Here is a 16,134-nt window from a genome sequence, read left to right as displayed (position 1 = left end):
CGGGGCATGACACCTGTGAAATTCCCGACCGCATTGGCGATCTCCTTAAGGAAAAGACCATGACTGAAATTCGTGTGCCGACCCTCGGCGAATCCGTCACCGAGGCCACCATCGGCCGCTGGTTCAAGAAGGCTGGCGATCCCGTCGCCGTCGACGAGCCCTTGGTGGAGCTCGAGACCGACAAGGTCACCATTGAGGTCCCGGCGCCGTCCGCGGGCACGCTGAGCGAGATCATCGCCGCAGATGGTGCCACCGTCGCGGTCGGCGCGCTGCTTGGCCAGATTACTGAAGGTGCCGCCGGCGCTGCCAAGCCGGCGCCCGCTGCGCCCTCAAAGCCCGCGGCTGCCGCTCCTGCTGCCGCCGCTGCGGCTGCTCCCTCCGCGGCGAAGGCGCCGCCGGCCGATGCGCCGCTCGCTCCCTCCGTGCGCAAGCTCTCGGCCGAGACCGGCATCGACGCCTCGACCGTTCCGGGTTCAGGCAAGGACGGACGCGTCACCAAGGGCGACATGCTCGCCGCGATCGAGCGTGCGGCCTCGGCGCCGACCCCGGTCAACCAGCCTGCCGCCGCGGTTCAGGTCCGCGCACCCTCGCCGGCCGACGACGCCGCTCGCGAAGAGCGCGTCAAGATGACCCGGCTGCGCCAGACCATCGCGCGTCGCCTCAAGGACGTGCAGAACACCGCCGCGATGCTCACGACCTTCAACGAGGTCGACATGACCAACGTCATGGCGTTGCGCGCCCACTATAAGGATGCGTTCGAGAAGAAGCATGGCTCGAAGCTCGGCTTCATGGGCTTCTTCACCAAGGCCGTCGTGCAGGGGCTGAAGGACATCCCGGCCGTCAACGCGGAGATCGACGGCACCGACCTGATCTACAAGAACTACTATCACATCGGCGTCGCCGTCGGCACCGACAAGGGCCTCGTCGTGCCCGTGGTGCGCGACTGCGACAACAAGTCGATTGCGGACATCGAGAAGGGCATCGCCGATTTCGGCCGCCGCGCCCGTGACGGCCAGCTCAAGATCGACGAGATGCAGGGCGGCACCTTCACGATCACCAATGGCGGCATCTACGGTTCGCTGATGTCGACCCCGATCCTGAACGCGCCGCAGTCCGGCATCCTCGGCATGCACAAGATCCAGGAGCGGCCGATGGTCGTCGGCGGCAAGATCGAGGTCCGCCCGATGATGTATCTGGCGCTGTCCTACGATCACCGCGTCATCGACGGCAAGGAAGCCGTGACCTTCCTTGTTCGCGTCAAGGAGAGCCTGGAAGATCCGGCGCGCCTGGTGCTCGATCTCTGATCGCTGACGCTCTGCGAGCGCCGTCGCCTATCGCGACGGCGCGTGTCGAACCATGGAGACGCGCGTGACGGATAAAGTCGTTGTCATCACCGGCGGCAGCCGCGGCATTGGCCGCGCGACTGCGATTGCTGCGGCCGCGCGCGGCTTCCGTGTCGTGGTCGGCTATGCCAGCAACAACAAGGCCGCCGACGAGGTCGTCGCCGAGATCGCGGCCAGCAACGGCAAGGCCATCGCGGTGAAATGCGACGTCGCCGAGGAAAGCGACATCCTGGCGCTGTTCAAGGCTGCGGACGCGTTCGGCACGCTCGGCGCACTCGTCAACAATGGCGGTATTGTCGGGACCAGCGGCGTGCGCGTCGACGAGATGTCGGCCGAGCGCATCCAGCGCGTGATGGCGGTCAACGTCACCGGCTCCATCCTCTGCGCGCGCGAAGCGGTGAAACGGATGTCGACCAGGCACGGCGGCCAGGGCGGCGTCATCGTCAATCTGTCATCGGTTGCCGCCAAGCTCGGCGCGCCGAACACCTATGTCGACTATGCCGCGTCCAAGGGCGCGATCGATTCGTTCACCATCGGCCTCGGCTATGAGGTTGCCGGCGAAGGCATTCGCGTCGCAGGCATCCGCCCCGGCCTGATCGATACCGAAATCCACGCCTCCGGCGGCGAGCCCGATCGGCACCACCGTCTGGCCCATATGGTGCCGATGAAGCGCGTCGGTACTGCCGATGAAGTCGCCAATGCCATCGTCTGGCTGATGTCGGACGATGCCTCCTACGTTACATCAGCCATTCTCGATGTGTCCGGCGGACGCTGACACGCCGCGCGGACGCTGACACATCCCTCAACGCTAAACTTACGGGACTTTCTCTCATGGCATCCTACGATCTCGTCGTCATCGGCACCGGACCGGGCGGTTATGTCTGCGCGGTGCGTGCAGCGCAGCTCGGCATGAAAGTGGCCGTGGTCGAAAAGAACGCGACGCTTGGCGGCACCTGCCTCAATGTCGGCTGCATGCCGTCGAAGGCGTTGCTGCATGCCTCCGAAATGTTCGAGGAGGCGGGACATTCCTTCGCCAAGATGGGCGTCAGCGTCTCCTCGCCGAAGCTCGATCTTCCTGCGATGATGAACTTCAAGCAGCAGGGCATCGACGGCAACGTCAAGGGCGTCGAATTCCTGATGAAGAAGAACAAGATCGACGTGCTCAAGGGCGCCGGCAAGATTCTCGGCACCGGCAAGGTCGAAGTCTCCGCCGACGGCAAGTCGCAAGTCATCGAAACGAAGAGCATCGTGATCGCCACCGGCTCGGACATCGCGCGGCTCAAGGGCATCGAGATCGACGAGACCCGCATCGTGTCGTCGACCGGCGCGTTGTCGCTGGACAAGGTGCCCGGCAAGCTGCTGATCGTCGGCGCCGGTGTGATCGGCCTCGAGCTCGGCTCGGTCTGGCACCGTCTCGGTGCCGAAGTGGTCGTCGTCGAATTCCTCGACCGCATCTTGCCCGGCATGGACGGCGAGATTGCCAAGCAATTCCAGCGCATCCTGGAGAAGCAGGGCTTTACCTTCAAGCTGGGTGCCAAGGTCACGGGCGTGGACACCTCCGGCAAGACGCTGAAGGCGACGGTCGAGCCCGCCGCCGGCGGCGCTGCCGAGACGCTGGAAGCCGACGTCGTTCTCGTCTGTATCGGCCGTGTGCCGTACACGGATGGGCTGGGCCTGAAGGAAGCTGGCGTTGCGCTCGACAATCGCGGCCGCGTGCAGATCGATCCGCACTTCGCCACCAGCGTGAAGGGCGTCTATGCCATCGGCGACGTCGTCGCGGGCCCGATGCTCGCGCACAAGGCCGAGGATGAGGGCGTCGCGGTTGCCGAGATCATCGCCGGGCAGGCCGGCCACGTGAATTACGATGTTATCCCAGGCGTCGTGTATACCACGCCGGAAGTATCCTCCGTCGGCAAGACCGAGGAAGAGCTGAAGCAGGCGGGTGTGGCTTATACGGTCGGAAAGTTTCCCTTTACCGCCAACGGCCGTTCCAAGGTCAATCAGACCACTGACGGCTTTGTGAAGATTCTCGCAGATGCGAAGACCGATCGCGTGCTCGGCGTGCACATTATCGGCCGCGAAGCCGGCGAAATGATCCATGAGGCGTGCGTTCTCATGGAATTCGGTGGCAGTGCGGAGGATCTCGCGCGCACCTGCCACGCCCACCCGACGCGCTCGGAGGCCATCAAGGAAGCCGCGCTTGCAGTCGGCAAGCGGGCCATCCATATGTAGGTCGCGCCCAGCGCCGAATCGGGCGGGAAACACATGCTACGCCGCCTGCTTCAACCGCTCTGGGTCCTGCTTGCGATCATCTTCCTGATCGAAGCCTGGCTGTGGGACCATCTCGAACCGATCGTCGCGCGGGTTGTCGCAATCGTCCCGCTCGCCCGGTTCAAGCAATGGCTGTCGGACCGCGTCGATGCGCTGTCGCCGGCGATGACGCTGATCGTGTTCGCGGTGCCGATCGTTCCGCTGTTTCCGCTCAAGCTGGTCGGCCTGTGGCTGCTCACGCACGAATACTGGACCAGCGCGGTCTTCACCATCGTGTTCGCAAAGCTGCTCGGCGTCGGCGTCACCGCCTTCGTCTTCGACGTGACGCGCGACAAGCTGATGGAGATGGCTTGGTTCGAGCGGCTTTATGCTCTGGTGCTGAAGCTGCGTGCCAAGGCCGCCGAGCTGGTCGATCCGATCAAACGGCGCATCCGCGAGCTGATCGCCGGCAACGGCGAAGGCTGGTCCTCCCGCACACTCCGCCTGATCCAGCGTTTTCGCAAGAGCGTGCACGAAGCGCGCTGAAGCCTCACCGCACACTCGCTGTCATCGCTCGGCTTGACCGGGCGATCCAGTATTCCAGAGACGGCAATGGATACGGAGAAGCCGCGGCGTACTGGATGCCGCGGTCAAGCCGGGGCATGACACTGCTTGTGTGGCGTCAAACCACGCGTCTCGTTTTCGCTAATGCAAATGCAGCAGATGCGGCAACCACAGGCCGAGCCCGGTCATGACGAGCCCGCCGATCGTCAGCAGGCCAGCGACATAGGCGAGCGCGATCATGCCGGTGATGATGGTGGCTGAGGCCAGCACGATGCCGATCTGGAAGGCGGCGGACGCCAGCTCGAAGTGATGATATTTCGCAGTGGCCTCGTCGCGCTCATGCTCGGCGTGCTTGGCCTTTTCGGCCAGCTGCTCGGTGCCTTCGCCGGTCTCCGGCTCGGAGCGGTAGCGCTGCGCGGTCTTCTGCCAGTCCTCGATCTGCTTCTGCACCGCCACCTTGTTGGCCTCGTCGCTCGCCGCGCCGAGGATGAGCTTGCCCTGGTCCGCCATGCTCTGCACCATGGTGCGGCGGATGCTCTTGGCCTGGAAGAAGGCCCAGAGGTTGGAAGCTTCGACGTTCTTGCTGATCGATTCGGTCTGGGCGCCCTTGCCGAGCGTCTCGGAGATCGCCAGGAAAAGCGCCAGGACAGCGATCAGGAGCGCGATCTTCTTGTTCGAGCCGGACGCGTGTTCGGCGTGCTCGGCATGCTCCATGCTTTCATGTGCGCTCATAAGTCCCTCCTGGCTCGGTTCGCCACGATTGACCGAACCGCGGGCGCCGCGCAAGAGGCATGCGCGCCTGGAGGCTTGCTATGACAGCTTCATGTCAGCATCACCGCCGCGGATGCGCGCTGGCATAGACTTCCAGCAGCCGCTCGGCATCAATGCCGGTATAGATCTGCGTGGTCGAGAGCGAGGCATGGCCGAGCAATTCCTGGATCGCGCGCAAATCGCCGCCGCGTGACAACAGATGCGTGGCGAAGGAATGCCGGAGCGCGTGCGGCGTGGCGCTGTCGGGCAGGCCGAGCGCGCCGCGCAGCCGCTCCATCGCGAGCTGGATAATACGCGGGCTCAACGGCCCGCCGCGCGCGCCGACGAAGATCGGGCCCTCGGCTGGCAGTGGATACGGGCACATCGCGACGTACTCCTGCACGAGCGCGAGTACGTTCTGCAGCACCGGCACCATGCGGGTCTTGTTGCCTTTGCCTGTGACGATCAGCACGTCGCCTTCGCCGGGACGCGGCACCTCGCGGCGCATCAGCCCCAGCGCTTCGGAGATGCGCAGGCCCGAGCCGTAGAGGAGAGCCATCACCGCGGCGTCGCGCGCAAGGATCCAGCTCTCGCGATCCTCCCCGGCGCGCTCGTCGGCGTCCGCAAGACGTTTGGCCGAAGCCATCGGCAGCGGCTTTGGCAGGCTCTTTGCGACTTTCGGCGCGCGGATCGCCGAGAGCGCGCCGACCTTGCCCTTGCCTTCGCGCTCGAGGAAGCGGCCGAACGAACGCAGGCCCGCGAGCGCGCGCATCAGCGAGCGGCCGGCAATATCGTCGGCGCGGCGCATCGCCATGAAGGCCCTGACATCGGTGGCCTCCAGCGCGGCGAAACGCTTGAGTGTGACCCGCTCGCCCCAATGGCCGCAGAGGAAATTCAGGCACTGCCGCAAATCGCGGGCATAGGCTTCCAGCGTCTTCGGCGACAGCCGCCGCTCCGCGCCGAGATGCGACAGCCAGCGCGTCATCTCCTGCGCGATATCGGGATCGGCGCTGGCGAGCTCGATTTGTGGGGCGGCCGCTTTGCTCATGCGCTCTGGACGTGGTGATTCCACTCAGTATATCGCATCACACTCGTTTATCGTTCGCTAAGGCTGCCTCCGGGCGCTAGCCTTGAAGCCCCGGGTTCCGATTCCCCTCCATGGATCATACGTCGCGCAGCAACGTCGTCTCCGCCAACGCGACCCGCATGGTCGACGTGCTGGTGCCGGTCGCGCTCGACCAGACCTATTCCTACAAGGTGCCGCGCGGGATGGAGCTGAAGGCGGGCGATATTATCGGCGTGCCGCTCGGCCCGCGCGAGGTGCTCGCCGTGGTCTGGGCCGAAAACGCCAATCCCGATCCGCGCCTGCACAACCGCCTCAAGGAGGTCAGCGAAAAGCTCGACATCCCGCCGTTGAAGCCCGAGCTGCGTGCGGTCGTGGACTGGATCGCCAATTACACGCTGAGCCCGCGCGGCATGGTGCTGCGCATGTGCCTGCGGATGGGTGAGAACCTCGGCCCCGAGCGGGTGCGCGCCGGCGTGCGCCTGGTCGGCGATCCCCCGCGGCGGCTGACGCCGGCGCGGCAGCGCCTGATCGAGGTGCTGTCGGACCGGCTGCTGCACGGCAAATCCGAGGCGGCCAAGGAGGCCGGCGTCTCGGCCGGCGTGATCGACGGTCTCGTCGACGAAGGCACGCTCACGGTCGAGCCGATGCCGCCGCCTCCGCCGCCGCCGCCCCCCGATCCGGATTTCAGCCGGCCCGATTTTTCGCCGCTCCAGCGCGCCGGGGTCGATGCGATGCGCGCGCTCGCCGCCAACGGCAGCTTTCACGTCGCGCTGCTCGACGGTGTCACCGGCTCGGGCAAGACCGAGGTTTACTTCGAAGCCGTGGCCGAGGCGATCCGCCGCGGAAAACAGTCGCTGATCCTGATGCCGGAGATCGCGCTCACCGGCCAGTTTCTCGATCGCTTCGCGCAGCGGTTCGGCGTGCGTCCTCTGGAATGGCATTCCGAGCTGACGCCGCGTACCCGCGCGCGGAATTGGGCGGCGATCTCCGAAGGCAGCGCGCCGGTCGTGGTCGGCGCGCGCTCGGCGCTGTTTCTACCCTACGCCAATCTCGGCCTCATCGTGGTCGATGAAGAGCACGACCAGGCCTACAAGCAGGACGAGGGCGTGCATTATCACGCCCGCGACATGGCGGTGGTGCGCGCGCATCTCGCAAAGGTCCCGATCGTGCTGGCGTCGGCGACGCCGTCGGTCGAATCCGAGGTCAATGCGCGCAAGAACCGCTATCAGCGAATCGCGCTGCCGTCGCGCTTCGGCGGCCAGCACATGCCGCATATCGAGGCCATCGACATGCGCCGCGAGCCGCCGGCGCGCGGCCGCTTCATCTCGCCGCGGCTGGCCTCCGAGATCAGGACCGCGATCGAGCGGCGCGAGCAGGCGCTATTGTTCCTCAATCGCCGCGGCTATGCGCCGTTGACGCTGTGCCGCGCCTGCGGCCATCGCTTCGCCTGCACCATCTGCGATGCCTGGCTGGTCGATCACCGCTTCCGCCAGCGACTCGTCTGTCACCATTGCGGCTTCTCGATGCCGCGCCCGCAAACCTGTCCGCATTGCGCGGCGGAGGAATCGCTGGTCGCGGTCGGGCCCGGTGTCGAGCGCTTGCAGGAAGAGGCGGCCGCGCTATTCCCGGAAGCGCGCACCATGGTGCTGTCGAGCGATCTCATCACCTCGATCGAGACGATGCGCTCCGAGCTGAATGACATTGCGGAGGGCCGCGTCGACGTCATCATCGGTACCCAGCTCGTCGCCAAGGGCCACAATTTCCCGCGGCTCAATCTGGTCGGCGTGGTCGATGCGGATCTCGGCCTCTCCAATGGCGATCCGCGCGCCTCCGAGCGCACCTGGCAATTGCTCAACCAGGTGATCGGCCGCGCCGGGCGCGAGCAGGGCCGTGGCGTCGGCTATCTCCAGACCCACCAGCCCGATCATCCCGTGATGAAGGCGCTGATCGCCTGCGACCGCGAAGCCTTCTACGACAGCGAGATCGATTTGCGCGAACGCACGCTCTATCCGCCGTTCGGGCGGCTCGCGAGCCTGATCATTTCCGCCGGCGACCGGCCGAGCGCCGAAGGCTTTGGCCGCCACCTCGTCGCGCTCGCGCCGCGCGACGAGCGCGTGGTGGTGCTGGGTCCGGCGGAAGCCCCGCTCGCGGTCATCAAGGGCCGCTACCGATTCCGCATCCTGGTGAAATCGGCGCGCGGGTTCGACCTGTCGGATTATCTGCGCAACTGGCTTGCCGTATGCCCGAAGCCGAAGGGCAATCAAAAGCTCGAAGTCGACGTCGATCCGCAGAGCTTTTTATAAGGCCCTGTGCCTGTAGCCCGGATGAAGCGAAGCGCAATCCGGGACATCTCGATCCGCGCAAAGACCCCCGGATTACGCTGCGCTCCATCCGGGCTACGAAAATGCAAACAAAAAGCCCGCCGTCCCCCAAGACGGCGGGCTTGTTTCGCGCGTCGCGCGTCTTAGGAGACGACTTCCGCGGTGACGCGGCCGACGCCGGCGCCGGTGAGGCCGATGGCCCGGGCAGCGCCCGTGGAGAGGTCGAGGACACGGCCGCGAATGAACGGGCCGCGGTCGTTGATGGTGACGATGACGCTCGAGCCACCGTGGGTAACGCGCAGCTTGGTCCCGAACGGCAGCGAACGGTGCGCCGCGGTCATGGCGTTCTGGTTGAAGCGCTGGCCCGAGGCAGTCCTGCTGCCGGACTCGTTTCCGTAAAAGGAAGCCATGCCGGAGAAGGAACGTCCGGTGCCCTGCGACGGCGTCATCGACGCATTGGCGTTACGCCAATCAGAGGTCGTGTTGGCATCGTTCTGGGCCAGGTGGCGGTGATGATGGTGGGAATACCGATGGTGATGCCGGGATTTGGCGGAAGCTTCGGTGGCAGTTCCACCGATAAGGAAAGTTGCGGCAACAAAAGCGATCGCCGTACGCGGCCGGGTCACACTGCCCAGCGTCTTCAAACAAAGCATCTATTGGTCCCTAAGCTAGTATTGCCACATATGTGGCAAGTGGAGCCCCCGTAAGTTTGCGAGCGGGACCGCGTTTCGATTCCTAATGAGGCGTGAATTGGGCAGTAAATCCGTTCTGTGTCTTCATGTAATATCTTGTTACCGGCGGGGATATTCGGCCGATATTCCGTAATCTTGCATTTTAACGATTCATTAACCCCTGGATTACTTGCAAATACTGTAAAACGAAGTCATCCGTTCCTGCGTTTAGAATTGAGTAAGTATTCGGCGAGTGAAACCGGCGCGCCGGGAATCACGCCTCAGCGATCCGTGTTCATGGCCGCTATGCGCTGACGGCGGGAACTAATGGCCGACGTCGGCTCAAGGGCTGGCTTAAGCGCTGTGGCAATTCCGCGGCGTGGCAGGTCGTCGTCGCGTCGCCGTGCAGTGCGACGAACTGGCGACAGAACGCCCTGCCTTTAATTTGGCGTCATGTTGCACGTGCGCGCCTGCTATGTTAGCAAAGCCGCGATTTTAACGAGCCCGGCACTTCCGTGCGGGGTCGAAAATCGAAGTCCCGCTTGAATTCCAAGGGCTTGGATCGCTAGGCGCCGCTTCGTGGCGACGGTTTTTCCCTTGCGAGTTTGACAGCAAAAAGAGCGCGTCTGTGGCTGCAGAAGATACGTCCGTTTCCGGTGTGTCGGGCCGTTATGCAACGGCCTTGTTTGAACTGGCCCGTGACCAGAAAGTGGTCGACGAGGTCAAAGCCGATCTCGAGAAATTCGAGGGCATGCTGAACGAAAGCGCCGATCTGAAGCGCCTCGTCCGCAGCCCCGTGTTCGCGGCCGATGCCCAGTCCAGGGCCCTCTCGGCCGTGCTGGACAAGGCGGGCATCGCCGGCATCTCGGCCAATTTCCTGAAAGTGCTGACCGCCAATCGTCGCCTGTTCGCGGTGGCTGACGTCATTCGCGCCTATCGCGCCCTGGTCGCCAGGTTCAAGGGCGAGGCGACGGCCGACGTCACCGTGGCGGAGGCGCTCTCGGACAAGAATCTCGATGCCCTCAAGGTTGCCCTGAAGTCGGTGACCGGCAAGGACGTCGCGCTCAACGTGAAGGTCGATCCCTCGATCATCGGTGGCCTCGTGGTCAAGCTTGGCAGCCGGATGATCGATAGTTCGCTTCGCACCAAACTCAATTCGATCAAGCACGCGATGAAAGAGGCAGGCTGATGGACATCCGCGCCGCGGAAATTTCCGCGATCCTCAAGGACCAGATCAAGAATTTCGGCCAGGAAGCTGAAGTCTCCGAAGTCGGACAGGTGCTGTCCGTCGGCGACGGTATCGCCCGCGTTTACGGTCTGGATAACGTCCAGGCCGGTGAAATGGTCGAGTTCGAGAACGGCACCCGCGGCATGGCGCTGAACCTCGAAACCGACAATGTCGGTATCGTTATTTTCGGCGCCGACCGCGAGATCAAGGAAGGCCAGACCGTCAAGCGCACTCGCGCCATCGTGGACGCGCCGGTCGGCAAGGGCCTGCTCGGCCGCGTCGTCGACGCGCTCGGCAATCCCATCGACGGCAAGGGCCCGATCCAGGCCGACAAGCGCATGCGCGTCGACGTCAAGGCGCCCGGCATTATTCCGCGCAAATCGGTGAACGAGCCGATGGCGACCGGTCTCAAGGCGATCGACGCCCTGATCCCGATCGGCCGCGGCCAGCGCGAGCTGATCATCGGCGACCGTCAGACCGGCAAGACCGCGATCGCGCTCGACACCATCCTCAACCAGAAGCCGCTCAACGCGCAGCCGGACGAGAACATCAAGCTGTATTGCGTCTACGTCGCGATCGGCCAGAAGCGCTCGACCGTTGCCCAGTTCGTGAAGGTGCTGGAAGAGCAGGGCGCGCTCGAATATTCGATCATTGTCGCGGCCACCGCGTCCGATCCGGCGCCGATGCAGTACATCGCGCCGTTCACCGGCTGCACCATGGGCGAGTACTTCCGCGACAACGGCATGCACGCCGTCATCATCTATGACGATTTGTCCAAGCAGGCCGTCGCCTACCGCCAGATGTCTCTCCTGCTGCGCCGTCCGCCGGGCCGCGAAGCCTATCCGGGTGACGTGTTCTATCTGCATTCCCGCCTGCTCGAGCGCGCGGCGAAGCTGAACAAGGACCAGGGCTCGGGCTCGCTGACGGCGCTGCCGGTCATCGAAACCCAGGCCAACGACGTGTCGGCCTACATTCCGACCAACGTCATCTCGATCACCGACGGCCAGATCTTCCTGGAAACCGACCTGTTCTTCCAGGGCATCCGTCCCGCGGTGAACGTCGGTCTGTCGGTGTCGCGCGTCGGCTCCTCGGCGCAGACCAAGGCCACCAAGAAGGTCGCCGGCAAGATCAAGGGCGAGCTCGCGCAGTACCGCGAAATGGCGGCGTTCGCGCAGTTCGGCTCCGACCTCGACGCCTCGACCCAGCGCCTGCTCAACCGCGGCTCGCGTCTCACCGAGCTCCTGAAGCAGCCGCAGTTCGCGCCGTTGAAGATGGAAGAGCAGGTCTGCGTGATCTGGGCCGGCACCAACGGCTATCTCGACCCGCTTCCGGTCAACAAGGTGCGTGCGTTCGAGGACGGTCTGTTGTCGCTGCTGCGCGGCAAGAATGTCGAGATCCTCAACGCGATCCGCGACAGCCGCGATCTCTCCGACGACAGCGCCGCCAAACTGAAGTCGGTGGTCGAAGGTTTCGCCAAGAGCTTCGCATAAGAGAACGCGCAAAGGCCGGGCTTCTTCTCCCGGCCTTCCGTGCCTCACTGCATGGAAACGAAGACGTGGATGCCCGGGACACGCCCGGGCATGACGACTGGGATAGGCTAGCGGCTTGATCCAAGGGGTCAACCGCCGGGGTGAACGAAGAATGGCGTCACTTAAAGACATGCGCGTCCGCATCGCCTCCACCAAGGCGACGCAGAAGATCACCAAGGCCATGCAGATGGTCGCGGCGTCCCGATTGCGCCGTGCCCAGCAAGCGGCCGAGGCGGCGCGGCCCTATGCCGACAAGATGAGCGCGGTGATCTCCAACATCGCCAGCGCTGCCGCCGGTTCGCCCGGCGCGCCCGTGCTGCTGGGCGGCACCGGCAGGGATCAGGTTCACCTGCTGCTGGTCTGCACCGGCGAGCGCGGCCTGTCCGGCGCCTTCAACTCCTCGATCGTGCGCCTCGCGCGCGAGCGCGCCCAGGCGCTGATGGCGCAGGGCAAGGAAGTCAAATTCTTCTGCGTCGGCCGCAAGGGCTACGAGCAGCTCCGCCGCCTGTACGACAAGCAGATCGTCGAGCACCTCGACCTGCGCGGCGTTCGTCAGCTCGGCTTTCTCAACGCCGAGGACATCGCCAAGAAGGTTCTGGCCCGCTTCGACAACGGCGAATTCGACGTCTGCACGCTATTCTACGCACAGTTCAAGTCGGTGATCGCCCAGGTCCCGACCGCGCAGCAGATCATTCCGCTGACCGTGGAAGAAAAAGCGGCGAACGCGCCGTCGACGTCCTACGACTACGAGCCGGAGGAAGACGAACTCCTCTCCGGCCTGTTGCCGCGGAACATCGCGGTGCAGATCTTCCGCGCGCTGCTGGAAAACAACGCCTCGTTCTATGGCGCCCAGATGAGCTCGATGGACAACGCCACCCGCAACGCCGGCGAAATGATCCGCAAGCAAACCCAGATCTACAACCGAACCCGTCAAGCCCAGATCACCAAGGAGCTGATCGAGATCATCTCCGGCGCCGAGGCGGTCTGACGCACGAACCAAACGACGGTCGTTCAAGTAAAGAATTTCGAAGGAGAGCTTCATGGCTACAGCAGCTACCCAGGTCGGTCGTGTCACCCAGGTCATGGGCGCCGTCGTCGACGTTCAGTTCGAGGGCCATCTGCCGGCGATTCTGAATTCGTTGGAAACCAAGAACGGCAACATCCGCCTCGTGCTGGAAGTTGCGCAGCATCTCGGTGAATCCACCGTGCGCACGATCGCGATGGACGTGACCGAAGGTCTGGTCCGCGGCCAGGAAGTGACCGACACCGGTCAGCCGATCTCGGTCCCCGTCGGCGCCGGCACGCTCGGGCGCATCATGAACGTGATCGGTGAGCCGATCGACGAAGCCGGCCCGATTCAGTCGGAAGGCATGCGCGCCATCCACCAGGAAGCGCCGACCTACACCGACCAGTCGACCGAAGCTGAAATTCTCGTCACCGGCATCAAGGTCGTCGACCTGCTCGCGCCCTACGCCAAGGGCGGCAAGATCGGCCTGTTCGGTGGCGCCGGCGTCGGCAAGACCGTGCTGATTCAGGAGCTGATCAACAACGTCGCGAAGGCGCACGGTGGTTACTCCGTGTTCGCCGGCGTCGGCGAGCGTACCCGCGAGGGCAACGACCTCTATCACGAGTTCATCGAGTCCAAGGTCAACGCCGATCCGCACAATCCGGATCCGAGCGTCAAGTCGAAGTGCGCGCTGGTGTTCGGCCAGATGAACGAGCCGCCCGGCGCCCGCGCCCGCGTCGGCCTCACCGGTCTGACCGTCGCCGAGCACTTCCGTGACCAGGGCCAGGACGTGCTGTTCTTCGTCGACAACATCTTCCGCTTCACCCAGGCCGGTTCTGAAGTGTCGGCGCTGCTCGGTCGTATCCCGAGCGCAGTGGGTTACCAGCCGACGCTCGCCACCGACATGGGCGCGCTGCAGGAGCGCATCACCACCACGCAGAAGGGCTCGATCACCTCGGTGCAGGCCATTTACGTTCCGGCCGACGACTTGACCGACCCGGCGCCCGCGACCTCGTTCGCGCATTTGGACGCCACCACGGTGCTGAACCGCGCGATCTCGGAAAAGGGCATCTATCCGGCGGTGGATCCGCTCGACTCGACCTCGCGCATGCTCTCGCCGCTCGTCGTCGGCCAGGAGCATTACGACACCGCGCGTCAGGTCCAGCAGGTTCTGCAGCGCTACAAGTCGCTGCAGGACATCATCGCCATTCTCGGCATGGACGAACTTTCGGAAGAGGACAAGCTGACGGTGGCCCGCGCCCGCAAGATCGAGCGCTTCCTGTCGCAGCCGTTCCACGTCGCCGAAATCTTCACCGGCTCGCCCGGCAAGTTCGTCGACCTCGCGGACACCATTAAGGGCTTCCGCGGCCTCTGCGAAGGCAAGTATGACCACCTGCCGGAAGCCGCCTTCTACATGGTCGGCACCATCGAAGAGGCGATCGAGAAGGGCAAGAAGCTGGCGGCCGAGGCGGCCTAAGCTGCGAAGGGCGAGCAGGGAGTAGCGAATAGTCGCGCTGCTCCCGCTCCATTCGCAATTCGCTACTCACCATTCGCAGGTTTCCAATGGCCACCTTCCACTTCGATCTCGTCTCGCCGGAAAAGCTCGCCTTCTCGGGCGAGGTCGACCAGGTCGATATCCCCGGCGTCGAAGGTGACTTCGGCGTGCTGGCGGGACATGCGCCGGTCGTGGCCGCGATCCGGCCCGGCATTCTCACTGTGACCAGCGGCGGCAAGCACGAGAAGATCATCGTGCTCGGCGGTATCGCCGAAGTCTCCGACAAGGGCCTCACCGTGCTCGCCGACGTCGCGACCTCGCTGGCCGAGCTCGACCGCGCCCAGTTCGCCGCGACCGTCTCGGAGATGGAAGAGGGATTGAAGGAGCACGAAGGCAACGAGCTCGATCAAGCCATTGCGCGGCTCGACCACTTCAAGAGCATCCAGCAGCAGCTCAACAGCACGGCAATGCACTAAGCCCCGGTGCACCGCGCCGGGGCTCGACTGAAAATTCCTGGATAAGTTCAGCGCTCGTCACGGAAGTGGCGGGCGCTGAAACTTTGTTGCACCACGCCGACCTCTCCCGCAAGCGGGAGAGGCTGAGCGAGCCCGCGGCTGGTTGTGCGGTCACCCATGCCCGTCCTAAGCGGTGAAAGGCCTCTGCGTTCAGTTTGCGAACGGCGCAAACTGCTGTGCCACCGCGCTGTAGACGTGGCGGCGGAACGGCACCACGACATCGGGGACACGATCGAGCCGCTCCCAGCGCCAAGCGTCGAACTCGGCGGGCTGCCCGTTGCGTGGCGTCAGCGGATCGATCTCGTCGTCCTTGCCGGTGAAGCGTAGGGCGAACCACTTCTGGCGCTGGCCGCGGAATTTCGCCAGCCGATGCGTCTGCGGCCCGTCATAGGGCGGGAATTCGTAAGTCAGCCAGTCGGTCTCGCCGAGATAAATTGCGCTCTTGACGCTGGTCTCTTCCCACAGCTCGCGGAGCGCGGCATCGCGCAAATCCTCGCCCTCGTCGACGCCGCCCTGCGGCATCTGCCAGTCCAGACCCGGCAGAATGATCTCGGGTCCGTCGCCCTTGAAGCGGTGCCCGATCAGCACGCGGCCATCGGCATTGAACAGCGCGATTCCGACATTGGGACGGTAGGGTTTTTCAGTGCTCACGCGTCGATCTCTCGTCGTCATTCCAGGCTGTGCATTAGAGCGTTTTCGAGCGAAGTGGATACCGGTTCGCGTCAAGAAAACGCGTCAAAAAAAACTAGAGCCAGTTCCGTTCCGATTCCATCGGAACGGAACTGGCTCTAGCATCAACCTGGAATGGCGCCTTGAACTAATCCTGCGCCAGCGCGGAAAATTCCTTCACCACGCGCTCGTAGACCGGGCGCTTGAACGGGATGATCAGCCCGGTCAGGTTCTTCATCGGCTCCCAGCGCCAGCTCACGAACTCGGCCTTGTGGCCGCCGCCGGGCTTTTCGACATTGATCTCGCTGTCCTTGCCGGTGAAGCGGACCGCGAACCATTTCTGGCGCTGGCCGCGGTAGCGGCCCTTCCAGGCGCGCCCGGCGACCGTGCGCGGAATGTCGTAAGTGAGCCAGTCCGGAACCTCGCCGAGCCGCTCGACGGAACGCACGCTGGTCTCCTCATAGAGTTCGCGCTTGGCGGCCTCCCAATTGTCCTCGCCGGGATCGACGCCGCCCTGCGGCATCTGCCAGACATGGGTGTCGTCGACATGCTCGATGCCGCCGGCACGCCGGCCGATAAACACCAGTCCGTCCTTGTTGAGCAACATCACGCCGACGCAGGTCCGGTAGGGCAGATCCTCGTAACGCGCCATTCCGCCAGACCTCTCGCATGCCGTCGGTAAGGCTGAAGCAGGCCCCGCGGGCCTGTGCCGTACCAATCCGTTGAT

The 16,134-nt window shown here is 64.4% G+C and carries 15 protein-coding genes; 10 read left to right on the top strand and 5 right to left on the bottom strand.

The annotated features are described in order from the left end of the window. Positions 1-59 precede the first annotated feature (59 nt). From odhB to GWG67_RS35030, 4 genes are all read left to right on the top strand, one after another. Positions 60-1,304 carry a 2-oxoglutarate dehydrogenase complex dihydrolipoyllysine-residue succinyltransferase gene (odhB, locus tag GWG67_RS35045; protein WP_275174192.1) on the top strand — a complete coding sequence of 415 codons (1,245 nt, stop codon included), beginning with the start codon at positions 60-62 and terminating at the stop codon, positions 1,302-1,304. Positions 1,305-1,368: 64 nt separating this feature from the next. Next, positions 1,369-2,118 carry an SDR family oxidoreductase gene (locus tag GWG67_RS35040; protein WP_275174190.1) on the top strand — a complete coding sequence of 250 codons (750 nt, stop codon included), beginning with the start codon at positions 1,369-1,371 and terminating at the stop codon, positions 2,116-2,118. Positions 2,119-2,174: 56 nt separating this feature from the next. After that, the gene (gene lpdA / locus GWG67_RS35035; protein WP_275174189.1) at positions 2,175-3,575 is read left to right on the top strand and encodes a dihydrolipoyl dehydrogenase; all 1,401 of its coding nucleotides are present in this window, start codon (positions 2,175-2,177) and stop codon (positions 3,573-3,575) included. A gap of 33 nt (positions 3,576-3,608) precedes the next feature. Further along, positions 3,609-4,139 (top strand): hypothetical protein, encoded by a 531-nt coding sequence (locus GWG67_RS35030; RefSeq protein WP_275174187.1) that lies wholly within the window; start codon positions 3,609-3,611, stop codon positions 4,137-4,139. A gap of 159 nt (positions 4,140-4,298) precedes the next feature. Here GWG67_RS35030 and GWG67_RS35025 read toward each other — a convergent pair whose 3' ends face one another. Beyond that, positions 4,299-4,889, bottom strand: a complete 591-nt coding sequence (locus tag GWG67_RS35025; RefSeq protein ID WP_275174185.1) for a DUF4337 domain-containing protein — start codon at positions 4,887-4,889, stop codon at positions 4,299-4,301. 100 nt (positions 4,890-4,989) lie between these two features. Continuing rightward, positions 4,990-5,955 (bottom strand): tyrosine recombinase XerC, encoded by a 966-nt coding sequence (locus tag GWG67_RS35020; RefSeq protein ID WP_275174184.1) that lies wholly within the window; start codon positions 5,953-5,955, stop codon positions 4,990-4,992. Between the two features lie 110 nt (positions 5,956-6,065). On the opposite strand from GWG67_RS35020, the gene GWG67_RS35015 reads away from it, so the two are divergent. Next, positions 6,066-8,276: a primosomal protein N' gene (locus tag GWG67_RS35015; RefSeq protein ID WP_275174183.1), complete on the top strand. Its 2,211-nt coding sequence runs from the start codon at positions 6,066-6,068 to the stop codon at positions 8,274-8,276. Between the two features lie 161 nt (positions 8,277-8,437). Here GWG67_RS35015 and GWG67_RS35010 read toward each other — a convergent pair whose 3' ends face one another. Beyond that, on the bottom strand, positions 8,438-8,947 hold the full coding sequence (locus GWG67_RS35010; protein WP_275174182.1) for a septal ring lytic transglycosylase RlpA family protein: 510 nt from the start codon (positions 8,945-8,947) through the stop codon (positions 8,438-8,440). A 646-nt stretch (positions 8,948-9,593) separates the two neighbouring features. Here GWG67_RS35010 and GWG67_RS35005 point away from each other — a divergent pair. The 5 genes from GWG67_RS35005 to GWG67_RS34985 all read left to right on the top strand — a co-directional run bounded on the left by GWG67_RS35005 (position 9,594) and on the right by GWG67_RS34985 (position 14,699). Then, complete coding sequence (locus GWG67_RS35005) at positions 9,594-10,154, top strand: F0F1 ATP synthase subunit delta (protein WP_007604340.1); 561 nt, start codon at positions 9,594-9,596, stop codon at positions 10,152-10,154. Continuing rightward, on the top strand, positions 10,154-11,683 hold the full coding sequence (gene atpA / locus GWG67_RS35000) for a F0F1 ATP synthase subunit alpha (protein ID WP_106945574.1): 1,530 nt from the start codon (positions 10,154-10,156) through the stop codon (positions 11,681-11,683). The genes GWG67_RS35005 and atpA overlap by 1 nt, the downstream gene beginning before the upstream one ends. 151 nt (positions 11,684-11,834) lie before the next feature. After that, the gene (locus GWG67_RS34995; protein ID WP_275174180.1) at positions 11,835-12,710 is read left to right on the top strand and encodes a F0F1 ATP synthase subunit gamma; all 876 of its coding nucleotides are present in this window, start codon (positions 11,835-11,837) and stop codon (positions 12,708-12,710) included. A gap of 52 nt (positions 12,711-12,762) precedes the next feature. Further along, entirely contained in the window at positions 12,763-14,205 is a 1,443-nt protein-coding gene (gene atpD / locus GWG67_RS34990; protein WP_275174178.1) for a F0F1 ATP synthase subunit beta, read from the top strand. An 86-nt stretch (positions 14,206-14,291) separates the two neighbouring features. Beyond that, a complete protein-coding gene (locus GWG67_RS34985) occupies positions 14,292-14,699 on the top strand; it encodes a F0F1 ATP synthase subunit epsilon (protein WP_247358164.1) in 408 nt (135 codons plus the stop codon). A gap of 189 nt (positions 14,700-14,888) precedes the next feature. On the opposite strand, the gene GWG67_RS34980 is transcribed toward GWG67_RS34985, so the two are convergent. Together GWG67_RS34980 and GWG67_RS34975 are read right to left on the bottom strand one after the other, a co-directional pair. Then, complete coding sequence (locus GWG67_RS34980; protein ID WP_275174176.1) at positions 14,889-15,389, bottom strand: RNA pyrophosphohydrolase; 501 nt, start codon at positions 15,387-15,389, stop codon at positions 14,889-14,891. Between the two features lie 166 nt (positions 15,390-15,555). Further along, positions 15,556-16,059 carry an RNA pyrophosphohydrolase gene (locus GWG67_RS34975; protein WP_007604352.1) on the bottom strand — a complete coding sequence of 168 codons (504 nt, stop codon included), beginning with the start codon at positions 16,057-16,059 and terminating at the stop codon, positions 15,556-15,558. Positions 16,060-16,134: the final 75 nt, after the last annotated feature.

Origin of the sequence: Bradyrhizobium sp. CSS354 (assembly GCF_029051725.1) — a bacterium.
GTDB lineage: Bacteria > Pseudomonadota > Alphaproteobacteria > Rhizobiales > Xanthobacteraceae > Bradyrhizobium.
Note: the sequence above shows the minus strand (reverse complement) of the source record. Positions and strands in the feature narration are given on the sequence as shown.

Excerpts from the sequence above, each read along its gene's own strand:
- GWG67_RS35025 (WP_275174185.1), bottom strand. The coding sequence starts at position 4,889 with ATGAGCGCACATGAAAGCATGGAGCATGCCGAGCACGCCGAACACGCG.
- odhB (WP_275174192.1), top strand. The coding sequence starts at position 60 with ATGACTGAAATTCGTGTGCCGACCCTCGGCGAATCCGTCACCGAGGCC.
- GWG67_RS34995 (WP_275174180.1), top strand. The coding sequence starts at position 11,835 with ATGGCGTCACTTAAAGACATGCGCGTCCGCATCGCCTCCACCAAGGCG.
- GWG67_RS34975 (WP_007604352.1), bottom strand. The coding sequence starts at position 16,059 with ATGGCGCGTTACGAGGATCTGCCCTACCGGACCTGCGTCGGCGTGATG.
- atpA (WP_106945574.1), top strand. The coding sequence starts at position 10,154 with ATGGACATCCGCGCCGCGGAAATTTCCGCGATCCTCAAGGACCAGATC.
- GWG67_RS34985 (WP_247358164.1), top strand. The coding sequence starts at position 14,292 with ATGGCCACCTTCCACTTCGATCTCGTCTCGCCGGAAAAGCTCGCCTTC.
- lpdA (WP_275174189.1), top strand. The coding sequence starts at position 2,175 with ATGGCATCCTACGATCTCGTCGTCATCGGCACCGGACCGGGCGGTTAT.
- GWG67_RS35015 (WP_275174183.1), top strand. The coding sequence starts at position 6,066 with ATGGATCATACGTCGCGCAGCAACGTCGTCTCCGCCAACGCGACCCGC.
- GWG67_RS35030 (WP_275174187.1), top strand. The coding sequence starts at position 3,609 with ATGCTACGCCGCCTGCTTCAACCGCTCTGGGTCCTGCTTGCGATCATC.
- GWG67_RS35020 (WP_275174184.1), bottom strand. The coding sequence starts at position 5,955 with ATGAGCAAAGCGGCCGCCCCACAAATCGAGCTCGCCAGCGCCGATCCC.
- atpD (WP_275174178.1), top strand. The coding sequence starts at position 12,763 with ATGGCTACAGCAGCTACCCAGGTCGGTCGTGTCACCCAGGTCATGGGC.
- GWG67_RS35010 (WP_275174182.1), bottom strand. The coding sequence starts at position 8,947 with ATGCTTTGTTTGAAGACGCTGGGCAGTGTGACCCGGCCGCGTACGGCG.